The sequence below is a fragment of the Campylobacter sp. RM12640 genome (genome assembly GCF_020137595.1).
In the GTDB taxonomy this organism is placed as follows: domain Bacteria; phylum Campylobacterota; class Campylobacteria; order Campylobacterales; family Campylobacteraceae; genus Campylobacter_E.
In genome coordinates this window covers 1-14,506 of record NZ_JACGAU010000031.1, presented here as the reverse complement: position 1 = coordinate 14,506, position 14,506 = coordinate 1, and the positions used below count along the sequence as shown (strand labels likewise).

General features: G+C 28.9%; 12 protein-coding genes. 7 read left to right on the top strand and 5 right to left on the bottom strand.

Features of this window, described 5'->3' with window-relative positions; all coding sequences use genetic code 11:
* Positions 1 to 6: 6 nt before the first annotated feature.
* Positions 7 to 1,203, bottom strand: coding sequence for a major outer membrane protein (locus AVBRAN12640_RS09105; protein WP_336609036.1), 1,197 nt, complete (start codon positions 1,201 to 1,203; stop codon positions 7 to 9).
* Between the two features lie 243 nt (positions 1,204 to 1,446).
* Here AVBRAN12640_RS09105 and AVBRAN12640_RS09100 point away from each other — a divergent pair, with 243 nt between their 5' ends.
* Both AVBRAN12640_RS09100 and AVBRAN12640_RS09095 read left to right on the top strand, forming a co-directional pair.
* Positions 1,447 to 2,043, top strand: a complete 597-nt coding sequence (locus tag AVBRAN12640_RS09100) for a hypothetical protein (RefSeq protein ID WP_214117825.1) — start codon at positions 1,447 to 1,449, stop codon at positions 2,041 to 2,043.
* Between the two features lie 11 nt (positions 2,044 to 2,054).
* Positions 2,055 to 4,502 carry a molybdopterin-dependent oxidoreductase gene (locus tag AVBRAN12640_RS09095; protein WP_336609037.1) on the top strand — a complete coding sequence of 816 codons (2,448 nt, stop codon included), beginning with the start codon at positions 2,055 to 2,057 and terminating at the stop codon, positions 4,500 to 4,502.
* A gap of 47 nt (positions 4,503 to 4,549) precedes the next feature.
* Here the strand turns inward: AVBRAN12640_RS09095 and AVBRAN12640_RS09090 are convergent, their stop codons facing one another.
* Together AVBRAN12640_RS09090 and AVBRAN12640_RS09085 are read right to left on the bottom strand one after the other, a co-directional pair.
* Positions 4,550 to 4,810: a hypothetical protein gene (locus AVBRAN12640_RS09090; RefSeq protein WP_336609038.1), complete on the bottom strand. Its 261-nt coding sequence runs from the start codon at positions 4,808 to 4,810 to the stop codon at positions 4,550 to 4,552.
* 77 nt (positions 4,811 to 4,887) lie between these two features.
* The gene (locus AVBRAN12640_RS09085) at positions 4,888 to 5,490 is read right to left on the bottom strand and encodes a tetratricopeptide repeat protein (RefSeq protein WP_336609039.1); all 603 of its coding nucleotides are present in this window, start codon (positions 5,488 to 5,490) and stop codon (positions 4,888 to 4,890) included.
* Between the two features lie 116 nt (positions 5,491 to 5,606).
* On the opposite strand from AVBRAN12640_RS09085, the gene AVBRAN12640_RS09080 reads away from it, so the two are divergent.
* The 5 genes from AVBRAN12640_RS09080 to argH are packed head-to-tail and all read left to right on the top strand — an operon-like array spanning position 5,607 to position 11,618.
* Entirely contained in the window at positions 5,607 to 7,103 is a 1,497-nt protein-coding gene (locus AVBRAN12640_RS09080; protein ID WP_214117829.1) for an inorganic phosphate transporter, read from the top strand.
* Complete coding sequence (locus AVBRAN12640_RS09075; protein ID WP_442862228.1) at positions 7,097 to 8,458, top strand: MFS transporter; 1,362 nt, start codon at positions 7,097 to 7,099, stop codon at positions 8,456 to 8,458. The genes AVBRAN12640_RS09080 and AVBRAN12640_RS09075 overlap by 7 nt, the downstream gene beginning before the upstream one ends.
* Positions 8,455 to 9,435 carry a nucleoside hydrolase gene (locus AVBRAN12640_RS09070; RefSeq protein ID WP_336609040.1) on the top strand — a complete coding sequence of 327 codons (981 nt, stop codon included), beginning with the start codon at positions 8,455 to 8,457 and terminating at the stop codon, positions 9,433 to 9,435. Before AVBRAN12640_RS09075 ends, AVBRAN12640_RS09070 begins: the two co-directional genes overlap by 4 nt.
* Positions 9,419 to 10,231 (top strand): Ppx/GppA phosphatase family protein, encoded by an 813-nt coding sequence (locus tag AVBRAN12640_RS09065; protein ID WP_336609041.1) that lies wholly within the window; start codon positions 9,419 to 9,421, stop codon positions 10,229 to 10,231. Before AVBRAN12640_RS09070 ends, AVBRAN12640_RS09065 begins: the two co-directional genes overlap by 17 nt.
* Position 10,232: 1 nt before the next feature.
* Positions 10,233 to 11,618: an argininosuccinate lyase gene (gene argH, locus AVBRAN12640_RS09060; RefSeq protein WP_336609042.1), complete on the top strand. Its 1,386-nt coding sequence runs from the start codon at positions 10,233 to 10,235 to the stop codon at positions 11,616 to 11,618.
* Between the two features lie 143 nt (positions 11,619 to 11,761).
* Here argH and AVBRAN12640_RS09055 read toward each other — a convergent pair whose 3' ends face one another.
* Both AVBRAN12640_RS09055 and AVBRAN12640_RS09050 read right to left on the bottom strand, forming a co-directional pair.
* Entirely contained in the window at positions 11,762 to 12,979 is a 1,218-nt protein-coding gene (locus AVBRAN12640_RS09055) for an McrC family protein (RefSeq protein WP_336612994.1), read from the bottom strand.
* On the bottom strand, positions 12,969 to 14,207 hold the full coding sequence (locus AVBRAN12640_RS09050) for an McrB family protein (protein WP_336609044.1): 1,239 nt from the start codon (positions 14,205 to 14,207) through the stop codon (positions 12,969 to 12,971). Before AVBRAN12640_RS09050 ends, AVBRAN12640_RS09055 begins: the two co-directional genes overlap by 11 nt.
* Positions 14,208 to 14,506 lie beyond the last annotated feature (299 nt).

Genomic DNA, 14,506 nt, shown 5'->3' with positions numbered 1-14,506 from the left:
ATATAGTTAAAACGAGTATTTAGCTTCTAATCTAGTTTTATAAGTTTTAATATTTTTCATATCGGTTTTAGTAATCGCATAATCATAAAATGCGCTAAATTTTAATTTCTTAGAATATTTATAAACAATTTTTGGCATTAATTCTGTTTGCTTATATTTAGCTAAATCAAGCTTTACCCCGCCATCAATTATGCTAAATAAAAAATTAAAATTATCATATTTATAAGATATATTTGAATACAAATATTCTCTTTTACCTATTCCACCATAAAATCCATCTATTATCGTTTTTCCCGAATGCAAAAGCAATCCTTTATCATGCCAAGTTACAAAACTTGCTTTATCCTTTTTACCATAATTTATATAGCCTAACTCAAAATCAAAATTCTTAAATCCGACTAGAATTTCAACGCCATAAAATATAGAATTACTTGCATTTAGAGAAGTTTTGTAATTTTGCTTTAATGATGTGCTAGTTAGTTGAGAATTAAAAGAATAATGATAACTCTTCTTATCTCCTAAATAACTTTTCAAATCCACTCCATAGAAAATAGCAAAATCATTAAGATAATCAGCACCTAAAGTAAGATTTATTAAATCATTATGATAATTAATATTTAGCCCATAAAGGTTTTGATTATAGATTTGTGATTTTAAATTCTTTGGCAGATTTGTAGCTTTCAGTGGTATTTTATAAGATATTTGATTTATTGCTTTTTCGTTTATCAAACTACTTTCACTCAAATCAAAATTATCTACAAAATACGCATTTATATTTGTATTATCTAAAGAATGATTATCAATCAAAAACGAAGTAACCAAAACCCCATCATTAAACATACTAGGCACTTTTAATCTACCAAAACTAAAGCTTGTATTAAAATTAGTATAAGTTAAATTCGCTTCTTTTAAATGAAAATTATCATTAGTTTTAATATAAGCATTATTTGAATAACTTAAAGATTTTGTATCATATCTAAACACCGCATTCGCCTTGTAATTATCAGCTAAATTTAGGCTTAATTTATAATCTAATCTAATTTTGTGTGCTGGTTGAGTTAAAGCAATATCCTTAATTCTAGTAGTATCATAGCGATACCTTAAAAACCCATCTAAATCTACATTTTTTATTGATTGTTCTAAACTAAGTGCATTAGCACAAACAGCAACTAAACTTAAAGAAATTGTTGTTTTAATATTCATTTTTATCCTTTTTTATGAGAATGATAAATATTATTAAAACAAACTTATATTTAAATTAATTATCATAATAAATATTAAATAATATGATAATTTAAATTCTTTAAGAATTATTTTTTATATATCAAATTAAGTTTTAAATTCTCATAATAAAATGAATAATAAATATTATTCTTTTTAATAATTTCATAAGTTTATTAGTTTAAAATATTAAATATAAAAATTAATTTTATTTTAAGGAGTTATATGAAAAAGTTATTTTTAAGTTGTCTTATATCATCTTTTGCATTAGCAAATAGTATGTACTTAAATAAAGATGTTGAAATTAAACTTGATGGTAAAATAATAGGAACTGCTAGTTTATTAGCACCTGTAAAAGTCATTTCAAGCAATAACGATACTAGCAAAGTTGAGCTAATTGGATATGTTAATGATAATTATCAAGAAGAAATAGTTAAAAGTTTTTCTCAAATTGAAAATTATATGAGTTTTCACGATAACAATGACAATCCAACATACAAAGGCGACGCTAATCCATACATTAAAATGCTTGAAGTGTTGCAAGATGAATATGGAGAAAATTGGCATAAAGTAAGCATAACTTTTGATGTAAATTCAAATGATTTAGTAGCTAGCAAAGATGAAATCTTTAAAAATGCAAAAAGTTTTTACGAGCAAACTTGCTCGCCTTGTCATTTGTTGCACGATACTAAAGAATATTCGGTAAATCAATGGCCTTCAAATCTTGAAAGTATGATAAGTTCTGGTTATGTGGAGTTAAGCAAGGATGAAAAAAGCTTAATTATTAAATATTTACAAAATCACGCAAAAGACATTAAATAAAGGAGAAGAATATGAAAAGAAGAAGTTTTTTAAAACTAAGTGCAGTAGCAGGAGTTGGATTACAAGCTAGCAAAATTGAAGGTATCAAAGATACAATTTTTGATGATAAAAAGGCTTTAGTATCTGATAGATTTGGTAGTTTTTACGCAAATATTAATAGTTCTCAAATCGTTAGCGTTACACCTTTTGAAGGAGATAAATTCCCTAATACTATGAATAATTGTGTTCCAGATAGAACACAAAACGAAAGCCGTGTTTTATATCCTTGTGTTAGAAAAAGCTACCTAGAAGGAAAAAAGAAAAACGATTTAAGGGGTGAAGAAGAATTTGTAAGAGTTAGTTGGGAAACAGCACTTGATTTAGCAGCAAGAGCGCTTAAAGAAAATTTTGACAAATATGGCCCTGAAGCTATATATGGCGAATGCTATTGGTGGGGTGGCTGGGGTAAAATTAGCTGGGGAAGAACCACAGCTCATAGAATGCTAAAAATCCTAGGTGGATATGTTGAAGAAAGTGGAGACTATTCAACCGGTGCTGGTATGGTAATATTACCACATATTTTTGGCTCAAACACCGTTTATGAAGCACCTACAACTTGGAAAAGTATTTTAGAAAATGCAAAAAGTGTTGTATTTTGGGGAACTGACCCACTAGTAACAAATCAAATTGCAGTTGGCACACCAACTCACACTAATTATGAATATTTCACAAAATTAAAAGAACTAAGTAAAGCAGGAAAAATCAAAACTTATAGCATAGATGTATATGCTAATAATACAAATCGTTATATTGAAAGTGAATTAATATCAGTTCGCCCTAATACAGACACTGCAATGATGATAGGAATGTGTTGTTATTTATATGAAAGTGGAAAATATGCAAAAGATTTTATTAAAAAATATACGGTTGGCTTTAATAAATTTAAAGAATACTTCATGGGCGAAAATGATGGAATAAAAAAAGATTTAACTTGGGCTAGCAATATTTGTGGAGTAGATACAACAACATTAAAAAAATTAGCAGATGATTTATGCGATAATAAATCAATAATTATTGCAGGTCGTGCAATACAAAGACAAGACCACGGCGAGCAAGCACATTGGATGATAACAATACTAGCAACAATGTTAGGGCATATAGGAAGCAAGGGTTGTGGATTTGAGTTTAGTTTAGGATATTATTCTCAAGGTGCTGATAAATTTATAGCACCTACTTTAAAAGGACTTTCATCTATTCCAAGCGATGATTTAGGATACGAAAATAGTCCTTGGAAAAAATTTGAAAACATAACAATTCCAAGTTCAAGAAGTATTGACGCTATGCTAAACCCAGGTAAAATAATTGACCAAAATGGTAAAAAAATAAAACTTCCACATATTAAAGTAGCATTTAATGCTAGTGGGTCATTTTTTACTCGCCATCAAGATGTAAATCGTGCTATTGAAGGATTTAAAAAGGTTGATACGATTATTACAGCTGAACCATTTTGGACTTCACAAGCAAAATTAAGTGATATTGTTTTACCTGTTGCTATTGAGCCTGAGCGTTATGATATAGAAGCTAGTACAAATTCTGAATATATTTTCTTAAATAAGCCTGTAATTGAACCTATGGGAGAGAGTAAAAGCGATTTTTGGATTTGTAAAGAAATTTGTAAAAGATGGGGAGTAGAAGAAATATTTACAGAAGGAAAAGCAACCGAGCTTGATTGGATGAAATATATTTATAACGACGCTTTACAACAAGGAAAATCATTAGGATATGATATGCCAACTTTTGATGAAGCACTTAATAAAGGATTTGTTAGATTTGATAAAGTAAATAAAGATACAGAGTATTACACAAGACTTAGTGATTTTGTAAGCAATCCGCATAAATATAGATTAGGAACACCAAGTGGAAAGATTGAGATTTTCTCTCCAACAATTGCAAAAATGGGTTATGATGATTGTTTAGGTCATCCTGCTTGGTTTGAACCATTTGAGTGGGTTGGTAACAAAGAACAAATTAAAAAATATCCAATCGCTGTTGTAAGTCCTCATTCTAGATTTAGACTACACTCTCAGCTAAATAACTCACTTATTAGAAATTATGCTGAAGTAAATGGCAGAGAGCCTATGATAATTCATCCTGATACTGCAAAAGCAAGAGGTATTAAAACAGGCGATATTGTAAGAGTATATAATGATAGGGGCGAAATTTTAGCAGGTGCATTAGTAAGTGATATTGTAAGGGCTGATACTATTATAATTTGTGAAGGTGCTTGGTATGACCCTGAAGTTTATGGGAAAAAATCACTTTGTCAGCACGGATGCGTAAATGTGCTAACTCGTGATAAAGGAACATCAAAACTAGCTCAATCAAACACAGCTCACACAACCTTAGTAGAGATTGAAAAATTCAAAGGTGTTATTAGACCTTTAAGAGCATTTTCTAAGCCAAAAATCATTCAAGGTTAAATAAAAAGCGAGATTTATTCTCGCTTTTAAATTCCAACTCTAATACTTCATAAAATAATGCAGCCGTATATTAAGATTACTAAAATAAAAGAAGAGCCAATAAATACAAAAAACAAATCATATAACAATTCATCTTTTAAATACAAATAAAAATAATAAGCATTTGCAAATATAATAAATATAGAATTAGCAGTTATATCTAAGGCTGAAAAAGTGGTTAAATACTTAAATACAAAAATACAATAAGCGTAAAAAATTACACTCAATACGAAAATAAAAAAATCAACTTTATTAAAAAATCTTACCATTTTAAATTCCTTTTATTTTCATACTATCAAAAATAAAAGGAATTAGCTAGAAAAATTAATTTTGCACTTTTTATAATTTAATCTATTTTATATTCACACGCTACTTGATAGCCTAAATCACAAGCTTTTCTTACATATTCCTTAGCCAAGCTTTTATTGGTATAATAATAAAAGTTACCTAAATTATTGCAAGCTATAGCCTCTCCTAAATTACAAGCTTTTTCATAAAGCATTTTCGCTCTTTCTTTATTGTTTTCTTTCGTATAATAAATATTTCCTAAATTAGTGCAAGCATTTAAATATCTTAAATTACAAGATTTTTCATAATAACTCTTTATTTCATTCATCAATGCAGGATTTTGGCTTTGCTCTAACATATATGCTATATTGTGGCACGATATAGGCTCATTATTATTACAAGCTAACATATAATAATTAATCCCTTTAGTAAATTCTTCCTTACTTTTAGCACTATAAATATAAGCAGTTCCTAATTCCATACAAGCTAACATATAATTAAGCTCGCAAGACTTTTCTAAATACTTAATAGATTCTGCTATTTGCATTTCTTTTGCCTTAGCAATTCCTATGTTATAACAATCATTTGCATTGTTACAAATTACTTGATTGTTAGCAAAACAAGCACTAACACAAAATGCCAATACTAAAAACTTTTTCATCAACACTCCTTTTAATTTTGCGTATCTTAGCATATTTTACAAAGATTTTACATTGTAGAAATCTTAACAATTTTTTTTAGTCTATAATTAGCCCAATTTTTTAAAAAGGAAAGGTAATGGCAAGAGAAAACATTATTATAACGATACTTTTTGCTATCGTTTGTGTTGGCTTTTTGTTTTGGGGTTATAGCACCACAAATTATTATATATTCTTCACAATTGCTGCAATTTTTGGAATATTTTTAGCATTCAATATAGGTGCAAACGATGTTGCAAATGCTTTTGGAACGAGTGTTGGAGCAAAAACTCTTAGCATAAAACAAGCTTTAATAATAGCTGCGATATTTGAATTTAGCGGAGCATTTTTTGCTGGTGCTGAAGTAACTGCTACTATTAGAAGTGGTATTGTAAGCGTTAAAGAAAACATAGAACCTATGCACTTTGCTTATGTTATGATGAGTGCTTTGTGTGCTGCTAGTGTTTGGATTTTTATAGCTACTTATAAATCTTTACCTGTTAGCTCAACTCATTCAATAGTAGGCGGGATTTTAGGTGCTGCACTAGCTTTAGGTTTCATAGCCGAAAATAACGCTACTCAAGTTAGCTGGGGTGGGATAGGAACCATTGTTGCTAGTTGGTTTATCTCTCCTGTATTAGGTGGGGTTTTGAGTTATTTTGTTTATTCATTAGTTTATAAATTCATTGTAGTTCCTACTAAAGAAAAAGAAAATACTTTAAAACAAATCAAAAAAGATAAAGCAGAGTATAAAAAACAATATATAGATGAATTTATGCAAAGCGAAAAATCTAAGCAATATAGTGAGCTTTACGGCATTTTGCTTAACGAAAAAGGCGAATACGCAAATAAATTAAAAGAATTTACAAAAAAAGAAAAAGCAGTTGATGTAGCAGGATTTTTAAGCAAACGCATACCTGTTTTAGCTACTTTAATAGCTTTTGTAATTTCATCTATGTTATTTTTTAAAGCCTTAAATAATGTTGATACAGGACTTAGTCATTTTAGTATAGGATTAATCATCTTATTAATTTGTATTAGTGCTTATATAATTTGTGTAGGAATTATTAATATTATGAAAAAAGGCGAACCAAAAAAAGCAGTAAATCGTATTTTTTCATGGTTTCAAATATTTACTGCTTGCACATTTGCCTTTTCTCACGGAGCAAACGATATTTCAAACGCAGTTGGACCATTTGCTGCGATTTTAGATATTTTACACACAAATACAATAAATCCAACTTCAGCAGTGCCTACTATTGTAATGTTAGTATTTGGTATTTCACTAGTTGCTGGGCTTTGGTTTTTAGGCAAAAGCGTTATTAAAACCGTTGGCAAAAGTCTAGCAAAAATCAAGCCTACCACAGGTTTTAGTGCCGAGTTTGCTTCAGCTATTGTAATACTTCTAGCAACTCAACTAGGAATTCCAATCAGCTCAACTCATATTCTAATAGGTGCGGTATTAGGAATTGGAGTATTTAACAAAAACGCAAATTGGAAAATGATGAAGCCAATAGGCTTAGCGTGGATGATAACCTTACCTGCTAGTGCTTTAATTTCGGCATTTTTCTTAAGCTTACTTTATTATTTATTTTAGGAGATTTAATGAATCAAATTCAAGATGATATTTTAAAGACAAAAGAAGGAAAAAAATCCTTTAAAAACGCAATCATTAGCTGTTGGCTAGGAACTGCTATGGAATATGCTGATTTTGTTTTATATGGCCTTGCGGCTGCAACCGTTTTTGGTAAAGTTTTTTACCCAGAGCAAACTCCTATAATCGCTCTAATGCTAAGCTTTGCAACCTATGGAGTTGGCTTTATTGCTAGACCTATTGGAGCTTTCTTTTTTGGTAGATTAGGAGATAAATATGGTCGTAAAGAAGTTATGATGATAACTATATTTTTAATGGGTGCAGCGACTACTTTAATAGGATTTATCCCATCTTATAATAGCATAGGCATTTTAGCGCCTTTATTATTAGTGATTTTAAGATTTTTACAAGGTTTTGGAGCAGGAGCTGAACTTAGCGGTGGAGCTATTATGTTAGGTGAATACGCACCTAGCAAAAATCGTGGTTTAGTATCATCAATCATTGCACTAGGCTCTAATAGTGGGACTTTAATTGCTAGTGGAATTTGGTTTTTACTTGGATTTTTAGATGATAAAGACTTTTTAGAATGGGGCTGGAGATTGCCATTTATATTTAGCTTTTTAATAGCTGCATTTGCCTTGTATCTAAGACGCTTTGTAGGAGAAACACCTGTATTTGCAAAACAAAAAGAACAAATGCAAAAACAACGAGAACAAAATTTAAAAACTCACAAAACCGAAAACAAAACTTTTTGGCAAAAGAACAAATCATTTTTTATTATGCTAGGTCTTAGAATGGGAGAAAACGCCCCATCTTATATAGCTCAAAGCTTTTTAGTAGGTTATGTTTATACTATTTTATTATTAGACAAACAAATAGCTACAACAGGGGTTTTAATAGCTTCATTTTTAGGATTTTTGGTTATTCCATTATCTGGATGGCTAAGCGATAAATTTGGTCGTCGCATTATGTATAGGATATTTTGCTTATTATTAATGATTTATGCAGTTCCTGCATTTATGTTACTTGATAGCAAAAATGAAATAATAGTAATTTGTGTAATTGTCGTAGGAATGTGCCTTGCATCTTTAGGGATTTTTGGAGTTCAAGCAGCTTACGGAGTTGAAATGTTTGGATGCAAAAATCGTTATACAAAAATGGCACTAGCTAAAGAAATCGGTGGCATTTTATCAGGTGGAACTGCACCATTTTTAGCGACTTATTTTATAAATCTAACTCATAATTGGTATTTAATCGCTGCTTATTTTATATTTATGGCAGGAATTGGATTTGTTACTACATTTTTTGCTCCTGAAACTAGGGGTAGAGATTTAAATCTTATTGAAGATGCTATATGAAAATCGTAATTGATACTGATATAGGCAATGGTATTTGTGGGGCTAATACTGATGATGGCTTAGCCCTAGCACTTGCAATTGCTAGTAAAAAGATTGATTTAAAAGCAATAACAACTCTAAGCGGAAATGTGATAAATCACAAAGCTTATGCAGTCGCAAGGAATTTAATTTCTAAATTAGGGATTAAAATTCCTGTATTTTTAGGCTCAAGTAAGGCTTTATTAGAAGATGAAACGCCGTGGAGAAAAAGACTTGATGAGAGTGTTTATAATTTTAAATTAGAACACTTATGGCAAGATTTTAAACCTATTAAACTTTATAAAAACGCCAAATTAAACGCTGTTTATAAATTATGCGAATTAGCAAGAGTTTATAAAAATGAGCTTATTGTTTGTGCTATTGGACCACTTACAAACATAGCTCAAGCTTGTATTTTAGATAATGAGTTTGCAAAAAATGTAAAAGAGATTTTAATTATGGGCGGGGTATTTGATATGAGTAAATACCCTAAAGATACTAATTTTGGTTTTGACCCAGAAGCTGCTAGGATTGTGCTAAGAAGTGGGGCAAAAATCACTCTAGCACCTTACAATATCACAATGCAAACTAGCCTAACTCATAAAGATTTAGAAGAAATAAAAGCAATTAATAATAAATTATGTGATTTTTTATATACAAGTATTAAGCCTTGGATAAGTTATGCAGAGCTTACAAGAAATAGCATTGGCACTTGGATACACGATGCTTTAATAATTGCATACTTGCTAGATTCTAGCATTTGTAAAAGCGATGAATATTATGTAGATATAGAAACTTGTGGCGAAGCAAGGGGCAAAAGCTTAAGATATGATAAAAATCTTAATATGAATATAGGCATTGATTTAAGCAAGTTAAGCCTAGTAAAGGTTTTAAAAGATATTGATAATGAAAAATTATTAAAGCTAATAAAGGCAACTTTAAATGAATTTAGCAATTGATATAGGCTCAAATACTCTTAAAATAGCTGTATTTGATAAGGTTTTAAAAAACTACGAAAAGGTCTTAAACTTAGGACTATTTTATGAAAACGAGTGTATAAATGATGAAGGAATTAAGGTCTTAATCAATGCACTTGATGAGCTAAATTATGATTTAAGCAAGGCAAAAGTAGTTGCTACTGCAATTTTTAGAAAAAGTAAAAATGCTGATTTAATAGCTAATATGCTTTATCAAAAATACGGCTTTAAATTAAAAATATTAAGCCAAAACGAAGAAGCAAGGCTTACTAGATTAGGGGTTGGAATTTCAATTCAAGGTGATTTTACTTTAGTAGATGTTGGTGGGTATTCAACAGAAATTACAAGTAATGATAAAAAATTATTACTTGATATAGGACTTTTATCTTTTTATAAAAGCGTAAAAGAAAAAAACTTAGATATTAAAGACTACGCATATACACTTTTAAACCCTTATAAAAACGAGCTTAAAAGCTATCCAAGACCAATTGTTCTAGCATCAAAAACGGGAATATTTGCAAAAAGTATTGTAAAAAATATTGCTTATAAAGATATTGATGATTTAGAGTTTCATAATAGCATTGTAAATAAAGATGAATTATATAAATTAATTGATTTTATTAATACAAATAATGCCGAAAAAAGAGATTTAATGCTAGGAGTTAATAGAGATTTTGCAGTGCTTTGCGGGGCTTATTTTATTGATACTTTATTTGATGATTTTGAATTTATCATTTCAGCTTATGGGCTTAAAGAAGGAATTTTATTAGGAGAATAGTATGAAAAAATTATGGGGCGGTAGATTTAGCCAAGCTACGGATAAATTAGTAGAAAATTACACAGCGACTTTGCCACTTGAAAACAGACTTGCTTTAATAGATATAAAAGGAAGCATAGCACACGCAAAAATGCTTGAGCGTCAAAAAATCATAAACTCTCAAGAATTAGCAGAGATTTTAAAAGGCTTAGAAATTATTCAAAACGAATTTATAGAAAATAAATTTGAGTTTAATATAAGCGATGAAGATATTCATATGGCTATTGAAAAAAGACTTAGTGTTTTAATAGGTGCAAGTGCTGGCAAACTTCACACTGCAAGAAGTAGAAACGACCAAACCGCACTAGATGGAATATTACAAATGAAAGAATTTGTATTAGGAATTAAAGCTAATTTAAAAGAATTAATGCAAGAGATTTTAAACCAAGCTAAGATAAATTTAGACTTAATTATGCCAGGCTTTACTCATCTTCAAACCGCTCAACCGATTTTATATTCGCATTGGATAATGGCGTATTTTTGGATGTTTAAAAGAGATTATGATAGATTTTTAAATCTATACAACTCATTAAACGAATGTCCGTTAGGCTCGGCTGCACTTGCTGGGACTACTTTTAATATAGATAGATTTTTTAGCGCAAATGAACTTGGCTTTGCAAAGCCAAGTGAAAATAGTATTGATAGTGTTAGCAATAGAGATTATATGCTTGAGTTTTGTAGTGTTAGTGCAATTTGTTTTAGCCATCTTTCACGCCTTTGTGAAGAGCTAATTATTTTTAATTCAAATGATTATAAATTCATTGAGCTAAGTGATGATTTTTGCACGGGTTCAAGCATAATGCCACAGAAAAAAAACCCCGATGTATGCGAAAAAATGCGTGGCAAAACAGGTAGAATTTATGGCAATCTAATCTCAATGCTAACTATTATGAAAGGTTTGCCACTAGCTTATAATACCGATATGAGCGAAGATAAAGCAAGTGTTTATGATACGCAAGATACCATAAAAGATAGTCTAATAATAATTACAAAACTAATTGCAAAAATGAAACCAATTAAAGAAAATATGTTAAGAGCAGCTGCTAATGGATATTCAAATGCTACTGATTTGGCTGATTATTTAGCTAAAAAAGGTGTGCCATTTAGAAAAGCTCACGAAATTACGGGAAAATTAGTAAGCTATGCAATCTCAAAAAAACTTAAATTAGATGAATTAAGCTTAGATGAATTAAGGCTTGAGTGTGATTTAATTGAAGATGATATTTATAAAGCAATTGATTTAAAAACTTGCGTTGATTTAAGAAATTCTTATGGTGGGACATCAGAAAACGCAGTAAAAACCCAACTCCTAAACGCTCAAAAAACATTAGAAAATCTAGGAATTTAATTTTAAACTATGTTTAAAGATAGTAAAAGCTATCTTTAAACTTGCAATTTATTATCTTAATAATTAAGCTTTTTATTTATATCTAATCATATTTTAAATTCATAAGACCTAAGATTATAACAAATCACAATGCAACTAAAATATCAACCTAAAGGAGCAAAAAGAATTTGTAATTTTATCTTAGTATTAAAGCAATCTAAGTTATATTCTAGTGTTTTATACCCTAAACTACCATCAAAAAGTGGATATATAAGCCAAACTTCACTAACTTTAAAAGCTATTGCATAGGCAAATAATTGATATAAATCAGCTTGGCTAATATTACTTAACTTATTTATGATTTTATACTTTGTATCAGCGATGATTGTTTTATCTTTAAGCTCAATTAAAATATCAGGTCGCATTAAACAACGCTCATTTTGACCATCTTTTATTAAGTGTTTTTTTAATAATTGAGCACTTATTTTTATATTTGGGTTGTGTTTTTTAAGCATAAAAGCTACATAATCTTCAAAAAGTCTATTCATATCAAAAAGCAAAGCATAAGCGTTATTATCCCCCGCAAATGGTGTAAAACTAAAACCATTTAAAAATAACTTACACCATAAAAGTATGTTTTCATAATAACTATAATGCTTATTTTTTACACTAAATTCACATTTTTTAATATCAATTAAACTAATATCATCAAAAGTCTTTAAATATTTTAAAATCTTTTTATTTTGACTTAGTTTTTTTAAATGAAATAATGTAGTTTTTATAGTTTGATTTATCACATTGTCTATGATATATTCATCATTTTCGGTAAAAAATCGCTCTTTATGAATTAAGTTATGTTTTAAATTCTCATTAAAAAGCAATTTGCCTTTTAAAGTTGTTCTATTTTCAGCTATTTTTATATAATCACTCATAAGCCCTTTATTTAAAAGCACGAAAAGTTCTTCTAAAAACATTTCAACAAAGACTTCAAAAAGTGACATTTTTTCATCTTTTAGCGTTGCTTTAAGCGATTTTTTAAACGGACTTTTTTGTAAGGTTCTTAAAAGTTCTAAAAGTAGCTGCTTGGGATTTAACTCTCTTTCTTTACAATCCTTAAACATCTCATCTTTTAGCTCATAAGCCTTGCTTAAATCTATTCTTGGCATTATCTCATTACTTGGTTTTGAAACCTTAGGATAAATTTCTAAAACCCCACTTTTTGTCTTTATAAGCCCTACATAATTTCTTGCTTTTAGTTTATTTTTGCCGACTATTCTTAAAAACTCTGGGTTATTTTCAGCAAAGCTCATAAGCTCATTTAAAAACTCATCGTTATCAAGTGAGCTTATTATTTCGTGTTTGTGGGCTATTTTATTTGCCATAGATTTTATTAAACCAATCTTTTGTTAATTTATCCAAAAACTTATTATTTATGCGTAAAACTTCTTGATTTAACATATTTTTACTTACTATCAATTCTTCATTATCATTAAGCACCGATTTTATCTGCGAATAATCATTATAAAAATACTCTTCTAAAAGTGGTAAAATCTTATTTCTAAACACGACTTTAAGTTCATCAATGCTGTTTATATCCATAAAATACGAATGTCCGATAAGCTTTTCATCTCCTATTAAACATTCAATTCTTTCATTCATTTTATTTAATAATTTATCTAATTCAATCTCATCGAGTTTAAATTTTAAAAGAGAACTATTAGGCATCATCTTTTTAAACTCAAACCTACGCCTTAATGCCGTATCAAGGGTAGTTATACTCTTATCAGCTGTATTCATAGTGCCTATTATATAAACATTATTTGGCACACCAAAATGCTTTTTACTATATGGCAACACTACTTCTAGCTCTTCAGTATTTCCTAGTCTTTTACTAGGTTCAATAAGTGTGATAAGCTCTCCAAAAATCTTACTAATATTCCCACGATTTATCTCATCAATAATGATTATATAAGGCTTTTTTATGGAATTTTCAACATATTCTTTTAAACCTAGAGTTTTTAAATAATCTATGATTACTTTAGCATAAGCAGAATTATAAAGTTGGTATTTTGGATTTTTATATAACTCTTTTATTGATTCTATATTAACTGGATAATCTTTATGCTTATCACTCATACCATCAAATTTAATTCTAAAAGTTATACCATCTCTAAACTGAATATGATATTTTGTATTTGGAATATTAAAATACTTTTCAGGGTCAGCTAAATCTATTGATGATTTTTCTTTTAATGTTTCTATTAAAATATCAAAATTATTGATTAACTCTGTATTACCTTTGGCTTGTTCGCATAAACTCTTAAAAATACCATTAGCTACAACATATTTTATTTCACCATTCTCAGAAATAGGTCTAATTCCTTCTACAAATTCTTCATATCCATAACTTTGATGAAAGGTTGTAAATACGATTTGTCCGTTTTTTACATAGTCTTTAAACCTTTCTTGTATTGCTGGTCTTGTGTTAATTTCGTTTGTTTGAGTTGAAAAATCTTCGCCCAAAATCTCTAAAGCTATTTTTATAGTATCATAAGTCTTACCAACCCCTGGTGCTCCATATAAAATCTGATTTAACGGATATTTTTTCATAGGTATTTTACTCCTTTATTTTTTCATATAATATTTAAAAAACTTCATAATATATTAACTAGATAAAGTATAACAAATTTAACAATATCACTTACAAAAATTATGCAATATCTTAAATCTAAATCAAAATTAAAAAGTAGAAAATGATAAATATTTTTAATAAGGCAGTAATTTAAAACAATCATAAATATTTTTTATGCTAGTTTTTTGATTTTGCTTAGTTTTTATAAAAAAGGTGCTAAAGATAGCACCTTAAAAACTCCATTCATTAACGCAATAATCTTTAATGCGTTTTTAAA